Genomic DNA, 19,906 nt, shown 5'->3' with positions numbered 1-19,906 from the left:
CCGCGCTCGCAGACTACTGAGCAGGCAGCGTGCCAGTTGCCGGGCACGAAAATAGGTCAATGAAATCAGTCAATACTGCGAAGGCTGCCCGGAAATCCGGCGGTGTGGGAAATCCGACAATGGCCCGACAATGCTTCGCTGCCCCGCGGCAGAAGGGAAAATCCGCCCCCGGGGACGGCTCAGGTGCCGGTTTCGGCGATGTCCGCGCGGTCGCAGGGCAGCGCCGCCGCCGCCGCCACGCCCGCCTCGCTGAGGACATAGACGCCGCGGGCGATGCGCTCGAACCAGCCATAGTGGTTCGCGGCCATGATCGCCGTGGCTGTGGGCACGCCCGCGCCCTTTGCCACCACCGCGCCGCGCTGCGCGCCCTCTGCCAGCAGGTGGCGGGCGATGCGCTCGCAATCCTGGCGGTAGGCGGTAATCAGCCGGCCGCGATGGCCGCCGGTATTGGGATCGCCCTCGCGGCGGGCGAATTCGCGCAGCAGCCTGGTGCGCTTCTTCGGGACGCGGCGCGGCTGGAAGGGGCCGGGATCGCAGACCGGTTCGACGAAGCCGTCGGAGAGCCGCACCGCCAGAACGCCGAGCCCGAGGCGGCGCGCCAGTCCGACATTGTCGCGAAACGCCCGCGAGGCGGATTTCGGCAGGGCCAGGTAGACGCTGTCGGTGATCGCCTGCCGGGCAATGCCCTGATGGAAGAGCGCCAGGGAAAAGGCGGTCTTCATCTCGACGATCACCGGTTCCTCCTCGCCGCGGCGGGCGACGATGTCGGCCGAGGCGATTTCGGATTTCACCTCGTAGCCCTGGGCTTCGAGAAAGGCCTTGAGAGGCGCGTAGAGGTCGGTTTCGCGGCAGGGAGCAGGCATGGGGCGAGCCTAGCCCAGGCTTGCCGTTCGCGCCAGCGTCACTCCGCCGCGCGCAGCTCCGCAGGCGGCGTGCCGGGGGCGCCGGTGTCCCACAGGATCTCGGGCGCGGGCGCCTTGCGGGCGCGGCGGCGCAGGAGCCAGTCCTCGGCCGCGCGCGAGCGCCGTCCGCCGGTGGCGCGCTCGATATAGCGCAGGAGCGCCATCGCATAGGCATTGGCCCAGACCCGCGCCGCCAGCATCGCGGGCGTGAAGACCAGCGTCAGCGCCGTGGCGATGCCGAGGCCGAAGACCACCGCGGTGGCGAGCTGCTTCCACCACAGCGCGCTGGGACTGTCGAGCGTCGCGCCGCCATGGACGAAGTCGAGGCTCAGCCCGAACATCATCGGCATCAGCCCCGCCATCGTGGTCAGCGTGGTCAGCAGCACGGGACGGATCCGCGCCTCCGCGGTGCGGATGATCGCCTCGATCTTCGGCATGTAGCGGCTGAAATCCTGGTAGGTGTCGATCAGCACGATGTTGTTGTTCACCACGATCCCCGCCAGCGCGACGACGCCCGTGCCGGTCATGATGAAGCTGAAGGGCTGCTGCATCACCAGCATGCCGATCAGCACGCCCGCCGTCGACAGCACCACCGCGAGCAGCACCAGCACCGAATTGTAGAGGCTGTTGAACTGCGCCAGCAGGATGATGAACATCAGGAAGAGCGCGGCGATGAAGGCCTTGCCGAGGAAGTCGGCGGTCTCCTGCTGGTCCTCCTGGTCGCCGGTCCATTCCCAGGTCACGCCCGCGGGCAGGGGCGCCATATCAAGCCAGCTGGTCAGCTTTGCGATCCGCTCGGTCGCGGTGACCGGCCGGCCCTCCTCGTTCTGCAGCCCCGGCAGGATGTCCGCCTTGACGTCGTAATAGCGCTGCTGGTCGATCCGGTCGATCTGCGCCAGCTTCTTCACCGGGCGGATCGAGATGAAGTTGGTCAGCGGCACCAGCCCCTCGGAGGTCTGCAGCTTCAGCGTCTCGAGCGTCGAGAGCAGGCGGTACTCCTCGGGCAGGCGGGTGCGGATCTCGATCTCCTCGTCGGAGCTGTCGACCCGCATCGTGCCCTGCAGGATACCGCGGGTGACGAGCTGGACCATGCCGCCCACCGTCGCCACATCCGCGCCGTAGCGCCCGGCCGCCTCGACATCGACATCGATCTCCCAGTCGATCCCGGGCAGGGGCAGGGTGTCCTCGATATCGGTCAGCCCCTGCATGCCCTCCATTTGCGCGCGCACCATGGCGGCGGCCTCGGCAATGGGGCCGAAATCATTGCCGATCAGGCGCAGGTGCAGCGGCTTGCCGTCGGCGGGACCCTGCGCAAGATCGGCGATCTCGGTATAGATGCCGGGGATCCCGGCCAGCCGCGCCTCGAGCCGCGCCAGAACGGCATTGCCGTCGTAATAGGGATCGGCGACCTCGCGCAGCAGCAGCCGCTGCCACCAGGGGCCGTCGGCGGCGATCTTCGGGCGGTCCTCCCAGGGGAAGGTCTCGAACTGCACTTGGCCGATCGCGTCGCGCGGCCCCTCGCCGCCGCCGTTATTGGAGTTGAGCCCGCCCGCGCCGGCGAAGGAGAAGGCCGAGGCCACGCCCTTGGTCGCCAGCACCTCGCGCTCCACCCGGCGGACCAGCGCGTCCTTCTCGGCGACTGACAGGTTGCCGCGGGCGCGGACATAGACGATGGCCTGCTCGGGCTCGGTCTCGACGAAGAATTCCGAGCCGTAGTTCTTCTGGCCGTAGGTGACGAAGACCAGCACGACGAAGCCCACCACCCCGGCGATGGTGACGAGCGGCATCACCGGATTGCCCGCGACGAAGGCGATGGCATGGCCGAAGGCGCTGCGCCGGTAGCCGCGGGACAGCTCCGCCTCGCGCGGGGCCCGCTTCAGCGCCCCGGCAGTGACCGCGACGGCCGAGAGCCCGGCGACGAACATCGCCAGCGCCGCGAAGGGCATCTGCCCCGAGGGGGTCAGGAGCGCGCGCAGCCCCGCCCAGGCCAGCACCGCCGCCAGCGCCAGCAGCACCAGGCGGACGGGCAGCGGCAGGCCGCGCAGGGCCTCGGACATGTGGTGGAAGCTGCGGTCGATGCGCCCGGCCACGCCGCCCATCACCGGCAGGTAGATCAGCGCCACGATCAGCGAGGCCGAGAGCACGAAGATCAGCGTCACCGGCAGCATCCCCATGAACTCGCCCGCCACGCCCGGCCAGAACAGCATCGGCAGGAAGGCGCAGAGCGTCGTCGCGGTGGAGCTGACGATCGGCCAGAACATCCGCTTGGCGGCCTCGACATAGGCGCGCATCGGCCCCTGGCCCTCCTCGATCCGGCCCTCGGCATATTCGACCACCACGATCGCCCCGTCGACCAGCATGCCGACGGCGAGGATCAGGCCGAACATGACGATGTTGGAAATCGTCACCCCCATGACGGCGAGGAAGACGAAGCACAGCAGGAAGGAGGTCGGGATGGCGAAGCCGACAAGCAGCGCCGGGCGCCCGCCGAGACTGGCCAGCACCACGATCATGACCAGCGCGATGGCGGTCAGCACCGAGCCCTCGAGCTGCGAGATCATCGAGGCGACATTGTAGCTCTGGTCGTTCGAGGTCGCGACCGAGACCGCGTCCTGCAGCTCGGGCGGCCAGCTCGCGCGCTCGTCGGCGACGATCTGGCGGACCTGCGCGGCGGTGTCGATCAGGTTGAAGCCCTTGCGCTTGACCACCTGCAGCGCGACCGTCTTCTGGCCGTCGAAGCGCGCCGTGCCCTCGCGGTCCTCGAAGGTCAGGCGGATATCCGCCAGATCCGACAGCGTCACCACGCGGTCGCCATTGGTCTTCACCGGCAGGTTGAACAGGTCGCGGCTGTCCTCGAAGGAGGAGGGGATCTTGACCGAGAAGGCGCCGGTCGCGGACTGGATGTCGCCCGCCGCAATCAGCCGGTTGTTCTGCTCGACCACGCTGACCAGCTCGGCGGCGGTGACATTGTAGGCCTCGAGCCGGATCGGGTCGATCACCACCTCGACCATCTCGTCGCGCGATCCCGCCAGGGCGGCCTCCAGCACGGCATCCTGGGATTCGAGCCGGGTCTGCAGATTCTTGGCCAGCCGCACCAGCGTCCGCTCGGGCACGTCGCCCGTTAGCGAGACGATGATGATCGGGAATTCCGAGAAGTTGATCTCGTTGATCGAGTACTGCTCGGCCCCGTCGGGGAAATCCGCCGCGGCATTGCTCATCGCGTCGCGGACATCGGCCATGATCTTGGTCTTGTCCCAGCCGAAATCGAATTCCAGCGCGATGCCGGCATAGTTCTCGGCGGCCGTCGCCTTCATCGATTCCAGACCGTCGAGATCGGAAAGCTCGGTCTCCATCGGCCGGACCAGCAGCTTCTCGCTGTCGGTGGCCGAGATGCCGGGGAAGGGCACCGAGACGAAGAGCATCGGGATCTCGATATCCGGCTCGCCCTCCTTGGGCAGGGTGACATAGCAGTAGGCGCCCGCCACCAGCGACAGGATGATGAAGGCCGCGATCATGCGGGCGCGGCCCGCCGCCCAGTCGACCAGGCCGGTCACGACGCGTCCTCCGGGGCATGGACCGCCACCTCGACGCCCTCGGTCACGTAATCCTGACCGAGCGTGATGATCCGCACCTTGTCGGGCAGGCCGGTGACCAGCATGCCCTCGGCGGTGTCGCGCAGCACCTTCACCGGCAGGAAGCGCACGCGGTTCTCGCCATCGACCGTGCGCAGCCCCATCGTGCCGTCATCATCCAGCGTCAGCGCCGATTGCGGCACCAGATGGGCGCGGCTGCCCTCCACCTCGATGGCGATCTCGGCGGTCTGGCCGTCGCGCACCGAGACATCGGGATTGGGCACTTCTATATCCACCCGGAAGGTGCGGGTCGCGGCGTCGGCAGAGCGCGAGACGAAGCTGACGCGGCCTTCCTTCACCGTGCCGTCGGCCAGCCGCGCCCGCGCGACCGCGCCGGTCTCGACCTGCGAGACCTGGGTCTCGGGCAGGAAGCCCACCAGCCGCACCGGATCGAGCCGGATCACCGTGGCGCAGGCGGAGCCGGTCTGCATCAGGCTGCCGAGCTCGGCGCTGTCGGTCTCGAGAAGCCCGTCGAAGGGGGCGGCGATCTGCAGCCGGGCGATCTCGGTCTCGGCCCGGGCCACCGCGGCGCGCGCGGATTCAAGCTGGGCACGGGCGGCAACCGCCTGCGTTTCAGAGGTATAGCCGCCCTTCGACAGCCGCTCGGCCGCGGTGTTCGAGATCTCCGCCTCGGCGAGCTGCGCCCTGGCCTCCTCGAGATCGGCATAGCGCGTGCCCGGATCGATCTCGCAGATCACCTCGCCCTCGCTGACGAAGCTGCCCTTGGGTTTCGGCGCCGAGATCACCAGTCCGGAGATCTGCGCCTTCACCTCGACGGAGCGGTCGGCCTCGGTGCGGCCGCGCAGCACCACGGCGCTGTCGACCGCCTCGGCGGTGCTGTCGATGGCGACCACGTCGATGGCGGCATGGCCCGCGGCGTCGAGGGTCTGCGGCACGGCCGTCTCCGCGGGGGCCGCGGCCTCGGGCGTCGGCGCTTTTGCGCCGAGCAGAGCACGCAGCGCGGGGCGCTCGAAGACCACTCCGTAGAGGACGGCCGCCACGATGATGGCAGTCACGATCGGCAGAAATCTCATCACGCGGTCCCTGTATGCTACCTGCCGGGCGCTGCCGCCCGCCACTCCCCCGGCCAGCGCAGGGGCTGAACCATGCGGTTCAGATTAGGGATCCGCGGGCAGCGCTTCAAGACACCGCGCCAAAAGCTCTTGGCCGCCCTTGGCATTTTTTGCCATTTGGCTGTAAGACGGCCAGAGATGAACCGGAGAGTCCTGTGAGCAGTCCAGACAGTTTCATTGACGAGGTCGCCGAGGAGGTCCGTCGCGACCGGCTTTACAAGCTTGCCCGCCGCTATGGCTGGATCGCGGTGGCCGCGATCGTCGTCGGCGTGGGCGGCGTCGGGTACTGGGACTGGCAGAAGGGCCGGACCGAGAGCACCGCGCAGGAATTCGGCGACGGCATGCTCGCGGCGCTCGATGCCGAGGATGCGCAGGTGCGCGCGCTGGCCGTCGAGGGCGTCTCCGCGACCGGCGACCAGCGGGCGATCCGCGACCTCACCGCGGCCGGCGACGCTGCGCTTGGCGACAGCCAGAAGGCGACCGAGATGCTGCAGGCGCTGATCGCCGATGACAGCATCAGCCCGGTCTACCGCGACATTGCCCGGCTGAAGGCGGTGCAGCTGCCCGACAACCGGCTGACCACGGACCAGCGCCTCGAGGTGCTGGCGCCGCTGCTCGAGCCGGGCCATGCCTTCCGCCTGACCGCGCTGGAGCTGCGCGCGCTGATCCGCGTCGAGCGCGGCGAAACCGATCTGGCCCTGGCCGATCTCGCCGAGCTGCGCAGCGCCGCTGATTCGACCGCCGGCCAGCGCCAGCGCGCGCTGCAGCTGATGGTCGCGCTCGGTGGCGATCCGGAGGCTTCGTGACTGCAATGGACCGCCTGAGCATGCCGCGCGCACGCGGCTGGACCGGACAGGCCGCGATGGCGGCCGTTCTGCTGTCTCTCGCCCTGGGCGCCTGCTCCCGCACCGAAGAGGTCCTGCCGGGCGAACGCTACGGGCTGCGCGATCTCGACCAGGCGCAGGACGTGCTGGCGACTGCCGCCGACACCTCCGCGGCCCAGGTGCCGCCGCAGCCGCCGCGGGTGATCCCGCAGCCGGGCTATTCGGTCGAGGGCGAGGCGAAGGCGATCTCGCTGCCCGCCGCGCGGACCGTCGCCTCCTGGCCGCAGAAGGCGCAGAACGCCAATCACGACGCCCCGCACGCCCAGCTGCGCGCCGGGGCGCTGACCCAGACCTGGGCCACGCCGATCGGCCAGGGCGCGACCAAGCGCCAGCGGCTCAGCGCGGCCCCCGTGGCCGCCGATGGCCGGGTCTTCACCCTCGACAGCGCGGGCACCGTCAGCGCGGTCGGCACGAACGGCGCCGTGCTCTGGAGCAAGTCGCTGGTCCCCGCGGGCGAGAAGCCCGGCGTGGTCGTCGGCGGCGGCCTGGCCGTCGAAGGCGGCACGCTGCTGGTCACCACCGGCTACGGCCGGCTGCACGCGCTCGCCGCCGCGACCGGGGCCGAGGCCTGGGTGCAGGATTTCGGCGCCGCCACCACCGCCGCGCCGATGGTCCATGACGGGCTGGTCTACGTGACGTCGCGCGACGGCATGGGCTCGGCGGTCGAACTCTCGAACGGCCGCATCCTGTGGCAGATCGAGGGCAGCGCCGCCCCCGCCTCCGTGGTCGGCAGCGGCGTCCCGGCGCTGTCGGGCAACTCCGTCATCTTCCCGTTCGGCGGCGGCGAGCTCGTCTCGGTGCTGCGCCAGGCGGGGATCACGCTCTGGTCTGGATCGGTCGCGGGCAGCCGCACCGGCCGCGCCTATGGCGCCTTCGGCGAAGTGCCGAACAGCCCGGTCGTCGCCGGGGACACCGTCTTCGTCGCCACCGAGGCCGGCCGCCTCGCGGCGCTCGACGCGGCGTCGGGATCGCGGCTCTGGACCTCGCTCGAGGGCGCGACCGGCTCGGTCGTCGCTTCGGGCGGCGCGCTCTTCCTCGTCTCCGACGAGAACCGGCTGCTGCGGATCGACGCCTCGGACGGCTCCACCGTCTGGGCCGCGACCCTGCCGCTCTTCGAGGCCGAGAAGGTCAAGCGCCGCAAGGATATCTTCGTCCATTACGGCCCGGTGCTGGCAGGCGGACGGGTGATCCTGGCCTCCTCCGACGGGATGCTGCGCGAGGTCGACCCCGCCTCGGGCGCGCTCTTGCGCGCGACGCCGCTCGGGGCGCCCGCCGCCTCGGCGCCGATCGTCGCAAATGGCACGCTCTACGTCCTCACCCAGGATGGCGTGCTTCGCGCTTTCCGTTGACGGCGGAATGCGCTAAGGACGGCGCCTGATCTCTCAGGAGGGACCAAGGTGTTCAAGCTCGCCATCGTCGGCCGCCCCAATGTGGGCAAGTCGACCCTGTTCAACCGCCTCGTCGGCCGCCGCCTCGCGCTGGTCGACGACCAGCCGGGCGTCACGCGCGACCTGCGCGAGGGCGAGGCGCGCCTTGGCGACCTGAAGTTCACCGTGATCGACACGGCCGGACTCGAGGACGCCACCGATGACAGCCTGCAGGGGCGCATGCGCCGCCTGACCGAGCGGGCCGTCGACATGTCCGATGTCTGCCTCTTCATGATCGACGCCCGCGCCGGGGTGACCGCGAATGACGAGCTCTTCGCCGACATCCTGCGCCGCCGCGCCAAGACGGTGATCCTGGCCGCCAACAAGGCCGAGGGCGCCGCCGGCGCCGCGGGCGCGCTGGAGGCCTATTCGCTGGGCCTGGGCGAGCCCCTGCAGATCTCGGGCGAGCATGGCGAGGGCATGGCGGAACTCTACGCCATGCTGCAGCCGATCGCCGAAGCCCATGCCGAGGAGATCGCCGCCGCCGCCGCCGATTCCGTCGAGCATGCGCCCGAGACCGATATCGACATCTCCGACGAGGATGGCGAGGTCTTCCCGGACTACGATCCGACGAAGCCCCTGCAGGTCGCCGTGGTCGGCCGCCCGAATGCCGGGAAATCGACGCTGATCAACCAGCTTCTCGGCGAGGACCGGCTGCTGACCGGGCCCGAGGCGGGGATCACCCGCGACTCGATCTCGGTCCAGGTCGACTGGGACGGCCGCCCGGTGCGCATCTTCGACACCGCGGGCATGCGCAAGAAGGCCAAGATCCAGGACCGGCTCGAGAAGATGTCGGTCGGCGACGGCCTGCGCGCCGTGCGCTTCGCCGAGGTCGTGGTGGTGCTTCTCGACGTGGAGATCCCCTTCGAGCAGCAGGATCTGCGGATCGCCGACCTTGCCGAGCGCGAGGGACGCGCGGTGGTGATCGGCGTCAACAAGTGGGATCTCGAAACCCACCGCCAGGACAAGCTGCACGAGCTGAAGGACGCGTTCGAACGGCTGCTGCCGCAGCTGCGCGGCGCACCGCTGGTGACGCTCTCGGCCAAGACCGGGCGCGGCATGGACCGGCTGCGCGAGGCGATCGAGCGCGCGCACATGACCTGGAACCGCCGCATTCCGACCGCGCAGCTGAACCGCTGGCTGACCGCGATGCTCGAGGCGCATCCGCCGCCCGCACCGGGCGGACGCCGGATCAAGCTGCGCTACATGACCCAGGCCAAGACCCGGCCGCCGGGCTTCGTGGTGATGTGCTCGCATCCCGACAAGCTGCCCGACGCCTACAAGCGCTACCTGGTCAACGGGCTGCGGCAGGATTTCGACATGCCGGGCACGCCGATCCGGCTGTGGTTCCGCGGGCAGAGCGACCAGAACCCCTTCAAGGGCCGCAAGAAGTCGACCCCCTCGCGGCTGAACAAGCACCTGCGCAAATAGCCCTGTCCCGCCCCGGAGACATCCGGGGCCTCTTCCTCTCCGCTCCGGGCGGCGTTAACCACGATTTCACCGGATCCGGTCTTTCATGCCTGCGCAGGAAGCGCAGATGCGCGGAAGACGGAGACCATGGAACATGGCAAGGACCGGAGAGCTCTACCTTCACGAGGCGATGGAATACGTGCTGCTCAGGGCGGGCCAGCCGCTCGACAGCAGCCGCATCGCCGACGAGATCAACGCCCAGGCGCTCTTCACGCGGCGGACGATCGACGAGAAGCCGCTGCAATGGTGGCAGGTGGAGATCGACGCACGGAAATTCCCGAGGAAATTCCGTCTCGACGGGCGCGAGATCTGTCTCGCGGCCGTCTCGACGCGGGGCGAGCCGCGCTATGCAGGGATGGCGCGCTGACGCGCCCCCGGCTCAGCCCTTGCGGGCCGCCTGCCAGCCGCGCGGATCGTCCAGGAATTCCTTCACCCCGGCCAGCGTCCCGGCGCTGAACGCACCGGAGGCTTCGGCCTCGGCGAAGACGTCCCACCAGGTGCACAGCGCGGTCAGTTTCACGCCATGGTCGCCCAGCGTCTCGGTGATTTCCGGGAAGATGCCGTAGGAGAAGATCACGCAGGTATGCGCGCAGCTCGCGCCGGTGTCGCGGATCGCGTCGACGAAGCTCAGCTTCGAGCCGCCATCGGTCGTCAGATCCTCGACCAGCAGCACCCGCTGCCCCTCGGTCATCGCGCCCTCGATCCGGGCATTGCGGCCGTAGCCCTTGGGCTTCTTGCGCACATAGGTCATCGGCAGCGCCAGGCGCTCGGCGATGAAGGCCGCGAAGGGGATGCCCGCAGTCTCGCCGCCCGCCACGTTGTCGAAGGCCTCGAAGCCCGCCTCGCGCATGGTCTTGCAGGCCAGGAAATCCATCAGCGTTGCACGGATGCGCGGATAGCTGATCAGCTTGCGGCAGTCGATATAGGTCGGTGAGGGCAGGCCGGAGGCCAGGGTGAAGGGCTCTTCCGGACGGAAATCCACGGCGCCGATCTCCAGCAGCGCGCGCGCCGTCAGGCGGGCCATCTCTTCGTTCGAGGGGAAGGAGGTGGGGATCATGGGGGCGGGCTCCGTCGGTGAAAAACTCGGCGCTCCCTAGCCCATTCCGCTGCCGCGGGAAAGCCCTGCACGGAACGCACCGGGGCCGGTACGGATCGCGGTCCGCGCCCGCCGCCTTGCCAGGTCCCGGCCGTCCGGAGAAGGCGCGGGACGTCGGCACGGCCAGGATTTGACCCGGGACGGGACGCCGCGTCCCGGTTTCTCCGCAGGCGCCGCCGATGACCCGGACCGCCCCGTCACCCGCCAGCCATTTTCCGCAACCGGGCCATGATGGCCTCGGTTTTCGGCATCCGGATATCCTTGCGGTTCCTGAAGATCGTGGCCTTCTGAATCGCCTCGGAGCTCGCCACGACACCGAGATAGATGAAGGGCATCGAGGGCATCAGGGGGATCAAGTCTAATGGAGAGCCGAGGATTCCATGGAAAACCGGCAGGAGCAGCATGCCCGCGAACAGCAGCGCCAAGCCCGATGCGAGAATCGCCAGAGACACAAGAAACGGGTGCCGACTGTGCCAATCCAGGATCTTCAAGAGCAGCCGCCGCCAATCCATCGGCTCTGGAAGCCTCCGCAGGTAGCACATCGCCGCGCCTTCCGGCAGCAGGAACTTCAGGGCCCGGGGCCGGAGCGCATCGGCAGCCTGCCTTGCGGTCTCCCGATGTCAATCGGATTTCCGGCCCGGGCCGGGCGCGCGGCATGTGCCGCAAGATCAAGGCCGGGGCCGCAATGCAGCGGCCCGGACCATCGGGCCTTCGCCCGCCCGGGGGACCGGACAGGCGGATGGCGGCAGGCCTGTCAGCCCTCGACGTGCCAGTAGAGCGGGAAGCCCGGATCGAAGACCGTCACGGGGCCGTTCTCGGTCTCGATCGCCGCGGGGTAGTCGACGGGCGCGCCCTTCTTCAGGGTGATCGTGTCCTCGTTCGGCGGCAGGCGGTAGAATTTCGGCCCGTTCACCGAGGCGAAGCCTTCGAGCTTGTCGAGCGCGCCGGCATTCTCGAAGACCTGCGCCAGGCAGGACATGGTGTTGGTCGAGGAGAACACCCCGGCGCAGCCGCAGGCGCTTTCCTTGTCCTTGGTCAGGTGCGGCGCGGAATCCGTGCCGAGGAAGAAGCGCGGATCGCCCGAGGTCGCCGCTGCCACCAGCGCGTCGCGATGGGTCGCGCGCTTGGCCACCGGCAGGCAGTAGTAATGCGGCTTGATCCCGCCCACCAGGATGTGGTTGCGGTCGATGATCAGGTGGTGCGTGGTGATCGTCGCGCCGAGGTTGCCGGTCGAGGCCGACACGTAGTCCACCGCGTTCGAGGTGGTGATATGCTCCATCACCACGCGCAGCTCGGGGATGTCGCGGCGCAGCGGGTCGAGCACGGTGTCGATGAACACGGCCTCGCGGTCGAAGATGTCGATCGCCGGATCCGTGACCTCGCCATGGCAGCACAGCGGGATGCCGACCTGGGCCATGGTCTCGAGCACGCGGCGCACCTTCGACAGGTCGCGCACGCCCGAGGCGGAGTTCGTCGTCGCCCCGGCCGGATAGAGCTTCACCGCGGTGATCAGCCCGATCTCGGCGGCGGCGCGGATGTCGCGCGGCTCGGTCGTCTCGGTCAGGTAGAGCGTCATCAGCGGGCGGAATTTCGAGCCGTCGGGCTTCGCCGCCAGGATGCGGTCGCGGTATTCCGCGGCATCGGCCGGGGTGACCACCGGGGGCACCAGGTTGGGCATGATGATCGCGCGGCCGAAATGGCGCGTGGTCTCGGGCAGGACGGCCTCGAGCATCGCGCCATCGCGCAGATGCAGGTGCCAGTCGTCGGGGCGGCGGAGCGTGAGCGTGTCGGTCATGCGCCTGCTTTAGCCCCGCGCGGTCACGGAGGGAAGAGCGGCCGGGCAGGGGGCTGCACATTATTCGGGCGCGCGCCCGGGCGGCAGGCTGCGGCGAGATGCGGTACTGTTGCCAGTGCGGCGGGAACCGCTAGTGTGGCCCGGAAGAACGAAGGACGCCCATGCTCGACCAGACCGCCAGGACCGCCGCCCGCCCGCCCCGCCAAAGGGTCGATGCCGCGGCCGCCGTCAGCTTCGCGCTGAGATCCGGGCGCACCGTGCTGGAGCGGCTGGCGCAGCGGGGCTCGGCCAAGGCAATGCTGCCGAAGGTGCACCGCGCCGAGCCGGAGCTGGTCTTCCTCAACACTGCGGGCGGGCTCACCGGCGGCGACCGGATCGGCTTCTCGCTCGATCTCGCGCCCGGCACCCGCGCGGTGGCGACCACGCAGACCGCCGAACGCGCCTATGCCAGCCTCGCCGAGACCGGCCCGGCCGAGATGCGCGTGCGCTTGCGCGCCGGCGCCGGGGCGCGGCTCGACTGGCTGCCGCAGGAGACGATTCTCTTCGACCGCGCCGCGCTTCACCGCCGGACCGAGATCGACCTGGACGGCGATGCCGAATGCCTGTGGTGCGAGTCCATCGTGCTAGGCCGCGAGGCGATGGGCGAGACGCTGGCAGAGCTCGATTTCCGCGACACCCGGATGATCCGCCGCGACGGCCGCCCCGTGTTGGCCGAGCCCCTGCGGATCTGCACCGGCACCCTGGCGCAGCGCGGCGCGCCCTCGGGCCTCGGCGGCGCGCGCGCGCTGGCCACGATCGCGCTGATCGCGCCCGGCGCGGAGGATCTGGCGCCGCGGCTGCGGCCGCTCTGCGAGGCGGAGGGGCTGCGTGCCGCGGTCTCGGGTTGGGACGGCCGGCTGGTGATCCGCGCGCTCGCGGCAAGGCCCCATGATCTGCGCCGCTGGATGGCGCATGTGCTCACCGATCTGCGGGGACAGCCCTTGCCCCGCGTCTGGTCGATCTGAAGAAGGACGGACCCCCATGAATCTGACCCCCCGCGAAAAGGACAAGCTGCTGGTCAGCCTCGCCGCGATGGTCGCCCGCAACCGGCTGGAGCGCGGGGTGAAGCTCAACCACCCGGAAGCCATCGCGCTGATTACCGATTTCGTGGTCGAGGGCGCGCGCGACGGCCGTTCGGTCGCCGATCTGATGGAGGCCGGCGCCCATGTGATCACCGCCGCGCAATGCATGGAAGGCATCCCCGAGATGATCCATGACGTCCAGGTGGAGGCGACCTTCCCGGACGGCACCAAGCTTGTCACCGTGCATCACCCGATCCGCTGAGCGCCGGGCTCGCGACCAAGTAGCGCTGCAGAATCGACGCGTTCCATTCGCTTTTGGCTATTCTTTGGGCAGTGGTGCGTTTAGTCTGGCCATGCGCGCCGACGGACTGGAAGCAGGCCGGGGTTTTGCGAAGGTAGTCATGGCAGGGCGGCAACCATGTCCGGCCTGTCCAGAACGGAGCGGCACCCGCGGATCTGCGGCGACCGTCACGCTCCGGCACGCGATGCGCCGCAGGCGCAGGGACAACCGGACCGGCGGCAGGCCGGACGGGCAGAGAACGGAGAGCTCCGCATGATTCCAGGAGAAGTGATGACCGCCGAGGGCGACATCACCCTCAACGACGGCGCCGATGTCACCGAGCTGGAGGTGGCCAATGCAGGCGACCGTCCGGTCCAGGTCGGCAGCCACTACCATTTCGCCGAGACCAATGGCGCGCTGCAATTCGACCGGGCCGCGGCCCGCGGCAAGCGGCTCGACATCGCCGCGGGCACCGCGGTGCGCTTCGAGCCGGGGCAGAGCCGCACGGTGCGGCTGGTGCCGCTGGGCGGCGCGCGCAAGGTCTTCGGGTTCAACCAGGCGGTGATGGGAGCGCTGGAATGATGTTCGTGAATATGTGTTCGGGCAAGGCGGCGAGCTTTCCGGCCAACTTTGGAGTATGGGGAGACATGCAGAAACAATTCGTGACCCCGATGGACATGTGGCGCAACGGCATGGAGCTGTGGCTGCGTTCGGCCGAGGCGCAGATGGACATGACCATGAAGATGGTCAGCGCCTGCAGCGCATGGGATTTCGGGCTGAGCGCCGCGCGCCAGCTGAAGGACGAGGCGGCGAAGCCCGCGCCGGTGACCACCGCGCCCGCCGCAGAGCCCGCGCCGAAGCCCGCGGCCGAGAAGCCGGTGCTGCGCGCCGTGCCCGCAGGCACGCCGACCGCCGATGCGCCGAAGAAGCCGACCGCCAAGCCCGCGCGCAAGGCCGCGCCGAAAGCGCCGGCGAAAGCCGCCGCTGCCGCGCCGAAGGCCGAGGCTGCCAAGCCTGCGCCCGAAGCGCCGAAGGCAGAGGCGCCTGCGCCCGCTCCGGCACCGAAGGCCGAGCCTGCGCCCGAAGCGCCGAAGGCAGAGGCGCCTGCGCCCGCTCCGGCACCGAAGGCCGAGGCTGCGCCCGAAGCGCCGAAACCGGCGGAGGCGCCGAAGCCCGCTGCCGCCGCAGCACCGGCCGCCGCGCCCGCGCCGCAAGCCGAGGCAGCCGCGCCGGCCAAGAAGGCGCCCGCGCGCCGCACCGCCGCCAAGCCCGCGGCGAAGGCCGCCGCGAGCAGCGGCACCGCGACCGCCGCGAAGCCGGCGACTCGCCGCCGCACCGCAGCGAAACCGGCCGTCGCCGAGGGCGATGCCAAACCCGCCGCGCCGCGCCGCCGCCGGGCCGCGCCCGCGGCCAGCAAGACCGAAGACAAGAAATAGCCGCAGAATACGGCGCATTTTCAGCACTATACGGCAAAGGCGTGTCCCGCGGGGCACGCCTTTTCGTCTGCCGGGACATGCGTCAAATGGGGCAGGCGGAAAACGTCAACGCTTTTGCCATAGTATAACGATTACGTAAGGTCCACCGACCGCAAGGAGTTGCCATGTCCCCCTCCGAGGCCGCGCTTGCCCCCTCGCTTTCCGACGACGTTCCCTCGATCCCGCATGATGTGATGAAGCTCGGCTTCGACCTGATGTGGCTCGGCGCCGAGTCCCAGGCGGTGATCGCCATGCGCCTTCTGGGCCTGGGCGGCATCTGGCACATGGAGCCCGACGAACCCGGGCTGATGATGCTGGAGAAATCCCTGGGCTTCGCCGAGGCCACCGGCGCGGCGATCACCGCCGCGAGCCTCGGCGCGCGCTTCGACCAGGTCCTGTCCGCGGCGGTGGCGCCGCTGCGCAACCGCACCGCCGCGAATGCCAGGCGGCTGGGCCAGGCGGGGCTGCGCTACTCGGTGATCTGAGCGCGGGCCCCGCGGGCGGGGTCAGAGACCCAGCCCGGCCTTCACGCAGGCGCGGCCCGCCGCATTGCCGGGCGCGTCGAAATCGCGCCACATGTTGCGCCCCGACCAGATGGTCAGCGGCACGCCGTTCTGGGTCACGCCCTGGCCGCGCAGGTTGCCCGGGCTGGCGGTGCGGAACTGGAAATCCACCACGCTGCCATCCGAGCAGGTCAGATGCACCCGCGCGACGGAGCGGCTGACCGTCGGCAGCACGCCGCCGGTGCAGCTGAGCCCGCCGGTGCCCTCGGCCGAGAGGCGGCCGCCCTGCGACAGGTAGCTGCGCCCGACCAGCGCGGGTCCGCTCTCGCCGAAGCAGGCGACCACCGGCGCGCAGTCGCCTGCGCGGGAGGGGTCGGCGTTGCACATCGCAGCGGCGCGGCGCTGCACCTCTGCGGTCACCGGGTCGCTGCTTGTCGCGGCGCTGCTGCTGGAGGCCGAGCTTGCGCTGCCCGTGCCCGGCTCGGGGTCGCAGGCGGCCAGGAGGCCGAGCGCGGCAAGGGCGACGGCGGGAACGAGGGCGGGTCGAAAGGACATGGACGTGCTCCGGAATGACGGTCTCCTCCGAGACTAGACGCGGCGGGCCCCGCGGGCAACGGGACGGGGCCGCGCATGTGCCTGATTTCCGGGCATCCTCCGGAGGGCGCAACCTGCCGCAACGCTGCCCCCTTGCGGACCGGCCCGGCTTTCGTGTCAGGTAGGCGCGACCAAGACCCGAGACTGAGGGAGCCCTCCATGCCCGCAAAGATCACCCGCGCCGCCTATGCCGACATGTACGGCCCGACCACCGGCGACCGCGTGCGGCTTGCCGATACCGATCTGGTCATCGAGGTCGAGAAGGACCTGACCACCTATGGCGAAGAGGTGAAATTCGGCGGCGGCAAGGTGATCCGCGACGGCATGGGCCAGAGCCAGGTGACCCGGGCGGGCGGGGCGGTCGACACCGTCATCACCAATGCGCTGATCCTCGACCATACCGGCATCTACAAGGCGGATATCGGGCTGAAGGACGGGCGGATCGCCGCCATCGGCAAGGCCGGGAACCCCGACACCCAGCCCAATGTCGACATCATCGTCGGCCCCTCGACCGAGGTGATCGCGGGCGAGGGACGCATCGTCACCGCGGGCGGCTTCGACAGCCATATCCACTTCATCTGCCCGCAGCAGATCGACGACGCGCTGCATTCCGGCCTGACCACCATGCTCGGCGGTGGGACCGGCCCGGCCCATGGCACGCTGGCCACGACCTGCACCCCCGGCTCCTGGCACATCAGCCGCATGCTGCAGGCCTTCGACGCCTTCCCGATGAACCTGGCGCTTTCGGCCAAGGGCAATGCCTCGCAGCCCGCGCCGCTCGTCGAGATGATCGAGGCCGGCGCCTGCGCGATGAAGCTGCACGAGGACTGGGGGACCACCCCCGGCGCGATCGACAACTGCCTGAGCGTCGCCGACGACATGGATGTCCAGGTGATGATCCATACCGACACGCTGAATGAATCGGGCTTCGTCGAGAACACCGTCGCGGCCATCAAGGGCCGCACCATCCACGCCTTCCATACCGAGGGCGCGGGCGGCGGCCATGCGCCCGACATCCTGAAGGTCGTGGGCGAGGCGAACGTGATCCCGTCTTCGACCAATCCGACCCGGCCCTACACGGTGAACACGCTGGAAGAGCATCTCGACATGCTCATGGTCTGCCACCATCTCGACAAGGCGATCCCCGAGGATGTCGCCTTCGCCGAGAGCCGCATCCGCAAGGAGACCATCGCGGCCGAGGACATCCTGCACGACCTCGGCGCCATGTCGATCATCGCCTCCGACAGCCAGGCGATGGGCCGCGTCGGCGAGGTGATCATCCGCACCTGGCAGACCGCCCACAAGATGAAGGTCCAGCGCGGCCGCCTGCCCGAAGAGACCGGCGAGAATGACAATGTCCGCGTCAAGCGCTTCGTCTCGAAATACACGATCAACCCGGCCATCGCCCACGGGCTGAGCCACGAGATCGGCTCCATCTCGGTCGGCAAGCGCGCGGATCTGGCGATCTGGTCGCCCGCCTTCTTCGGCGTGAAGCCCGAGATGGTGCTGCTCGGCGGCACGATCGCCGTGGCGCAGATGGGCGATCCGAACGCCTCGATCCCGACGCCGCAGCCGGTCTACAGCCGCCCGATGTTCGGCGCCTTCGGCGGCTCGGTGACGCGCTCGGCCGTGACCTTCGTCAGCCAGGCCGCCGAGGCGGCGGGCATCGGCAAAGCGCTCGGCCTCGCCAAGGAGACGGTCGCGGTCAGGAACACCCGCAATATCGGCAAGGCCGACATGGTGATGAACGCCGCCACCCCGAAGATCGAGGTCCATCCCGAGACCTACGAGGTGCGCGCCGATGGCGAGCTCCTGATCTGCGAACCCGCCTCGGTCCTGCCGATGGCGCAGCGCTATTTCATGTTCTGACACCGGGCTGACCCGGGACAGAACCGGGGCAGGGCGTCCCGGCCACGCGGATCAGGCGCAGCGATCCGTCCGCTGCGCCTTTTTTGCGGTCTCTGCCCGGAAAACGGGCAGGGATCGGCGGTAACGCTGCATTGCAGCGAAATTCCTTCTGCCAGAGCGGGATCCGCTGCCGCCCCATGCTACCTTGGTGGCACGGGAGGAAACCGAGCAGTGAGTTTCCGGATGTCGGTTTCTGTGCATGTGCCGAAAGATCGGGCAGGTTGGCCCCGTAGCCTGGCGTTTTTCCCGCCTCGGGCGTTTTCGCCGCAGCTCTCTCAAGTTTTGCCTAAGGCTTTCGGGATAGCCCGGAAGGAAGCCGCGCACAGGCAGGATGGCGGAGACGCGACGCGTGCCGCCTTCCGGTCGCCCGTGACAGGAGTGTTCTGACCCATGCCCATGACAGCAGATGTGTACGTGCTGTATCCGCCCGATCTCGACAAGGATTTCGACACCGCCCTGGCCAATCTGGGCTTCGGTCTCAATCCCGCCGGGCTGCACCGCCGCTACCGCCGCGAGGCGCTGCGGCTCAACACGCTCAGCGATTTCGATCTCGGCATGCTCGGGATCGAGCGCGAGGAGATCCCGGCCTATGTGATGCGCGAGCGCTTCCCGGCCTTTGCCGCCCGCTTCGCCTTCCGCTCGGCGAATAGTTGAGCTTGCGCTCCGCTGCCCTGCGGCGCAATCTCCGGCCATGAGCGAGACCACAGACACCTATCCCCTGGCGCAGAGCGTGACGCGTGCCGAGCCGGGGGACGACACGATTTCCCTGACCTATGGCGACCGACTGCTGCGTCGGCGGCGGCTGACCTCGGATGCCGGAACCGTCTTCCTCGCCGACCTGCCCGAGACCCGCGGGCTCGACGAGGGCGACGCCTTCCTTCTGGAGACCGGGGCGCGCGTGGCGATCCGCGCCGCCGCCGAAGGGCTGCTGGAGATCACCGGCGACCTGCCGCGGCTGGCCTGGCATATCGGCAACCGCCACACCCCCTGCGAGATCGGCGCCGCGTCGCTGCGCATCCTCGAGGATCACGTGCTGGAGGCGATGCTGCGCCAGCTCGGCGCCACGGTCGCGCATGTGACGGCGCCCTTCCGCCCCGAGGGCGGGGCCTACGGGCATGGCCGCACCATGGGGCACGATCATGGCCACCACCATCACTGAGCCCGGCCGCTCCGGCGATCTGCTGACGCTGGTCCAGTGGCTGTCACCCGCCTTCCCGCTGGGCAGCTTCGCCTTCTCCCACGGGCTGGAGCACGCGATTTCGACCGGCACGATCCGCGACGCGGACGGGCTTCGCGACTGGCTGGCGGACCTGATCTGCCATGGCAGCGGGCGCTGCGACGCGGTGCTGCTGTCGATGGTGCTGGGCGGTGCCGATCCCGGCGAGACCGACGCGCTGGCGCGGGCGCTGGCGGCCTCTGCCGAACGCCACATGGAATCGCTCGCCCAGGGCCGCGCCTTCCTCGCCACGACCAACGCGCTTCTGGACACCGACTGGCCGGAGATGGCCCTGCCGGTGGCGGTCGGCGTGCAGGCGCGGCAGCTCGCGCTGTCCCCCGAGACGGTGATCGGCCTCTATCTGCAGAGCTTCGCCTCGAACCTGGTGCTTGGCGCGGTGCGGATGGTCCCGCTCGGCCAGACCGAGGGGCAGCGGGTGATCCAGGCGCTGGGGCCCTTGACCGGCCGGCTCGCCGCAGAGCTGGCCGGGGCCGGGGAGGAGGCGCTCTGGTCCGCCGTGCCGGGCGCCGATCTGGCGGCGATGGCGCATGAATACCAGGAAGTCCGGCTGTTCCGCAGCTGACCAAGGA

Annotated in this window: 20 protein-coding genes; 13 read left to right on the top strand and 7 right to left on the bottom strand. The window is 69.7% G+C overall.

Going from position 1 to position 19,906, the window contains the following annotated elements; all coding sequences use genetic code 11:
* Nucleotides 1-179: 179 nt before the first annotated feature.
* Genes FGX59_RS01875 through FGX59_RS01865 form a run of 3 tightly spaced genes read right to left on the bottom strand, consistent with a single transcriptional unit; the run spans nucleotide 180 to nucleotide 5,568 of the window.
* Nucleotides 180-863, bottom strand: a complete 684-nt coding sequence (locus FGX59_RS01875; RefSeq protein ID WP_138464795.1) for a DUF2161 domain-containing phosphodiesterase — start codon at nucleotides 861-863, stop codon at nucleotides 180-182.
* 38 nt (nucleotides 864-901) lie between these two features.
* Nucleotides 902-4,456: an efflux RND transporter permease subunit gene (locus FGX59_RS01870; protein ID WP_138464793.1), complete on the bottom strand. Its 3,555-nt coding sequence runs from the start codon at nucleotides 4,454-4,456 to the stop codon at nucleotides 902-904.
* The gene (locus tag FGX59_RS01865; RefSeq protein ID WP_138464791.1) at nucleotides 4,453-5,568 is read right to left on the bottom strand and encodes an efflux RND transporter periplasmic adaptor subunit; all 1,116 of its coding nucleotides are present in this window, start codon (nucleotides 5,566-5,568) and stop codon (nucleotides 4,453-4,455) included. The genes FGX59_RS01870 and FGX59_RS01865 overlap by 4 nt, the downstream gene beginning before the upstream one ends.
* A gap of 194 nt (nucleotides 5,569-5,762) precedes the next feature.
* Between FGX59_RS01865 and FGX59_RS01860 the strand changes: the two genes are divergently transcribed.
* The 4 genes from FGX59_RS01860 to FGX59_RS01845 all read left to right on the top strand — a co-directional run bounded on the left by FGX59_RS01860 (nucleotide 5,763) and on the right by FGX59_RS01845 (nucleotide 9,755).
* Nucleotides 5,763-6,413 carry a hypothetical protein gene (locus FGX59_RS01860; protein ID WP_171060476.1) on the top strand — a complete coding sequence of 217 codons (651 nt, stop codon included), beginning with the start codon at nucleotides 5,763-5,765 and terminating at the stop codon, nucleotides 6,411-6,413.
* 5 nt (nucleotides 6,414-6,418) lie between these two features.
* Nucleotides 6,419-7,840 carry a PQQ-binding-like beta-propeller repeat protein gene (locus FGX59_RS01855; RefSeq protein WP_240722221.1) on the top strand — a complete coding sequence of 474 codons (1,422 nt, stop codon included), beginning with the start codon at nucleotides 6,419-6,421 and terminating at the stop codon, nucleotides 7,838-7,840.
* 48 nt (nucleotides 7,841-7,888) lie between these two features.
* Entirely contained in the window at nucleotides 7,889-9,349 is a 1,461-nt protein-coding gene (gene der / locus FGX59_RS01850) for a ribosome biogenesis GTPase Der (RefSeq protein ID WP_138464785.1), read from the top strand.
* 133 nt (nucleotides 9,350-9,482) lie between these two features.
* Nucleotides 9,483-9,755, top strand: coding sequence for a hypothetical protein (locus FGX59_RS01845; RefSeq protein ID WP_138464783.1), 273 nt, complete (start codon nucleotides 9,483-9,485; stop codon nucleotides 9,753-9,755).
* Between the two features lie 12 nt (nucleotides 9,756-9,767).
* Here the strand turns inward: FGX59_RS01845 and FGX59_RS01840 are convergent, their stop codons facing one another.
* The 3 genes from FGX59_RS01840 to pyrC all read right to left on the bottom strand — a co-directional run bounded on the left by FGX59_RS01840 (nucleotide 9,768) and on the right by pyrC (nucleotide 12,279).
* Complete coding sequence (locus FGX59_RS01840; RefSeq protein ID WP_138464781.1) at nucleotides 9,768-10,445, bottom strand: orotate phosphoribosyltransferase; 678 nt, start codon at nucleotides 10,443-10,445, stop codon at nucleotides 9,768-9,770.
* Between the two features lie 236 nt (nucleotides 10,446-10,681).
* Nucleotides 10,682-11,026: a hypothetical protein gene (locus FGX59_RS01835; RefSeq protein ID WP_138464779.1), complete on the bottom strand. Its 345-nt coding sequence runs from the start codon at nucleotides 11,024-11,026 to the stop codon at nucleotides 10,682-10,684.
* A 212-nt stretch (nucleotides 11,027-11,238) separates the two neighbouring features.
* Nucleotides 11,239-12,279, bottom strand: a complete 1,041-nt coding sequence (gene pyrC, locus FGX59_RS01830) for a dihydroorotase (RefSeq protein ID WP_138464777.1) — start codon at nucleotides 12,277-12,279, stop codon at nucleotides 11,239-11,241.
* A gap of 161 nt (nucleotides 12,280-12,440) precedes the next feature.
* Here pyrC and FGX59_RS01825 point away from each other — a divergent pair, with 161 nt between their 5' ends.
* From FGX59_RS01825 to FGX59_RS01805, 5 genes are all read left to right on the top strand, one after another.
* Complete coding sequence (locus FGX59_RS01825) at nucleotides 12,441-13,283, top strand: urease accessory protein UreD (RefSeq protein ID WP_138464775.1); 843 nt, start codon at nucleotides 12,441-12,443, stop codon at nucleotides 13,281-13,283.
* Between the two features lie 16 nt (nucleotides 13,284-13,299).
* Nucleotides 13,300-13,602 (top strand): urease subunit gamma, encoded by a 303-nt coding sequence (locus FGX59_RS01820; RefSeq protein ID WP_138464773.1) that lies wholly within the window; start codon nucleotides 13,300-13,302, stop codon nucleotides 13,600-13,602.
* Nucleotides 13,603-13,893: 291 nt separating this feature from the next.
* Nucleotides 13,894-14,202 carry an urease subunit beta gene (locus FGX59_RS01815; RefSeq protein ID WP_138464771.1) on the top strand — a complete coding sequence of 103 codons (309 nt, stop codon included), beginning with the start codon at nucleotides 13,894-13,896 and terminating at the stop codon, nucleotides 14,200-14,202.
* A gap of 65 nt (nucleotides 14,203-14,267) precedes the next feature.
* Nucleotides 14,268-15,056: a transcriptional regulator gene (locus FGX59_RS39440; protein ID WP_138464769.1), complete on the top strand. Its 789-nt coding sequence runs from the start codon at nucleotides 14,268-14,270 to the stop codon at nucleotides 15,054-15,056.
* Nucleotides 15,057-15,220: 164 nt separating this feature from the next.
* Nucleotides 15,221-15,580 (top strand): hypothetical protein, encoded by a 360-nt coding sequence (locus tag FGX59_RS01805; RefSeq protein ID WP_138464767.1) that lies wholly within the window; start codon nucleotides 15,221-15,223, stop codon nucleotides 15,578-15,580.
* A gap of 21 nt (nucleotides 15,581-15,601) precedes the next feature.
* Here the strand turns inward: FGX59_RS01805 and FGX59_RS01800 are convergent, their stop codons facing one another.
* Nucleotides 15,602-16,153 carry a hypothetical protein gene (locus FGX59_RS01800; RefSeq protein WP_138464765.1) on the bottom strand — a complete coding sequence of 184 codons (552 nt, stop codon included), beginning with the start codon at nucleotides 16,151-16,153 and terminating at the stop codon, nucleotides 15,602-15,604.
* A 198-nt stretch (nucleotides 16,154-16,351) separates the two neighbouring features.
* On the opposite strand from FGX59_RS01800, the gene ureC reads away from it, so the two are divergent.
* The 4 genes from ureC (at nucleotide 16,352) to FGX59_RS01780 (ending at nucleotide 19,899) form a co-directional block, all read left to right on the top strand.
* Entirely contained in the window at nucleotides 16,352-18,061 is a 1,710-nt protein-coding gene (ureC, locus tag FGX59_RS01795; RefSeq protein ID WP_138464763.1) for an urease subunit alpha, read from the top strand.
* A 429-nt stretch (nucleotides 18,062-18,490) separates the two neighbouring features.
* Nucleotides 18,491-18,754: a hypothetical protein gene (locus FGX59_RS01790; RefSeq protein ID WP_138464761.1), complete on the top strand. Its 264-nt coding sequence runs from the start codon at nucleotides 18,491-18,493 to the stop codon at nucleotides 18,752-18,754.
* A gap of 37 nt (nucleotides 18,755-18,791) precedes the next feature.
* Nucleotides 18,792-19,259: an urease accessory protein UreE gene (locus FGX59_RS01785; protein ID WP_138464759.1), complete on the top strand. Its 468-nt coding sequence runs from the start codon at nucleotides 18,792-18,794 to the stop codon at nucleotides 19,257-19,259.
* Nucleotides 19,240-19,899: an urease accessory protein UreF gene (locus FGX59_RS01780; protein ID WP_138464757.1), complete on the top strand. Its 660-nt coding sequence runs from the start codon at nucleotides 19,240-19,242 to the stop codon at nucleotides 19,897-19,899. The genes FGX59_RS01785 and FGX59_RS01780 overlap by 20 nt, the downstream gene beginning before the upstream one ends.
* Nucleotides 19,900-19,906: the final 7 nt, after the last annotated feature.

The sequence above is a fragment of the Poseidonocella sp. HB161398 genome, from assembly GCF_005870025.1.
Lineage (GTDB): Bacteria > Pseudomonadota > Alphaproteobacteria > Rhodobacterales > Rhodobacteraceae > Mangrovicoccus.
Note: the sequence above shows the minus strand (reverse complement) of the source record. Positions and strands in the feature narration are given on the sequence as shown.

Bases quoted from the DNA above. Each gene is read 5' to 3' on its own strand.
- FGX59_RS01840 (WP_138464781.1), bottom strand. From the start codon at position 10,445: ATGATCCCCACCTCCTTCCCCTCGAACGAAGAGATGGCCCGCCTGACG.
- FGX59_RS01820 (WP_138464773.1), top strand. From the start codon at position 13,300: ATGAATCTGACCCCCCGCGAAAAGGACAAGCTGCTGGTCAGCCTCGCC.
- FGX59_RS01825 (WP_138464775.1), top strand. From the start codon at position 12,441: ATGCTCGACCAGACCGCCAGGACCGCCGCCCGCCCGCCCCGCCAAAGG.
- FGX59_RS01865 (WP_138464791.1), bottom strand. From the start codon at position 5,568: ATGAGATTTCTGCCGATCGTGACTGCCATCATCGTGGCGGCCGTCCTC.
- FGX59_RS01815 (WP_138464771.1), top strand. From the start codon at position 13,894: ATGATTCCAGGAGAAGTGATGACCGCCGAGGGCGACATCACCCTCAAC.
- FGX59_RS01790 (WP_138464761.1), top strand. From the start codon at position 18,491: ATGCCCATGACAGCAGATGTGTACGTGCTGTATCCGCCCGATCTCGAC.
- pyrC (WP_138464777.1), bottom strand. From the start codon at position 12,279: ATGACCGACACGCTCACGCTCCGCCGCCCCGACGACTGGCACCTGCAT.
- FGX59_RS01875 (WP_138464795.1), bottom strand. From the start codon at position 863: ATGCCTGCTCCCTGCCGCGAAACCGACCTCTACGCGCCTCTCAAGGCC.
- FGX59_RS39440 (WP_138464769.1), top strand. From the start codon at position 14,268: ATGCAGAAACAATTCGTGACCCCGATGGACATGTGGCGCAACGGCATG.
- FGX59_RS01855 (WP_240722221.1), top strand. From the start codon at position 6,419: ATGGACCGCCTGAGCATGCCGCGCGCACGCGGCTGGACCGGACAGGCC.
- ureC (WP_138464763.1), top strand. From the start codon at position 16,352: ATGCCCGCAAAGATCACCCGCGCCGCCTATGCCGACATGTACGGCCCG.
- FGX59_RS01835 (WP_138464779.1), bottom strand. From the start codon at position 11,026: ATGTGCTACCTGCGGAGGCTTCCAGAGCCGATGGATTGGCGGCGGCTG.
- FGX59_RS01845 (WP_138464783.1), top strand. From the start codon at position 9,483: ATGGCAAGGACCGGAGAGCTCTACCTTCACGAGGCGATGGAATACGTG.
- FGX59_RS01805 (WP_138464767.1), top strand. From the start codon at position 15,221: ATGTCCCCCTCCGAGGCCGCGCTTGCCCCCTCGCTTTCCGACGACGTT.
- FGX59_RS01800 (WP_138464765.1), bottom strand. From the start codon at position 16,153: ATGTCCTTTCGACCCGCCCTCGTTCCCGCCGTCGCCCTTGCCGCGCTC.
- FGX59_RS01780 (WP_138464757.1), top strand. From the start codon at position 19,240: ATGGCCACCACCATCACTGAGCCCGGCCGCTCCGGCGATCTGCTGACG.
- FGX59_RS01785 (WP_138464759.1), top strand. From the start codon at position 18,792: ATGAGCGAGACCACAGACACCTATCCCCTGGCGCAGAGCGTGACGCGT.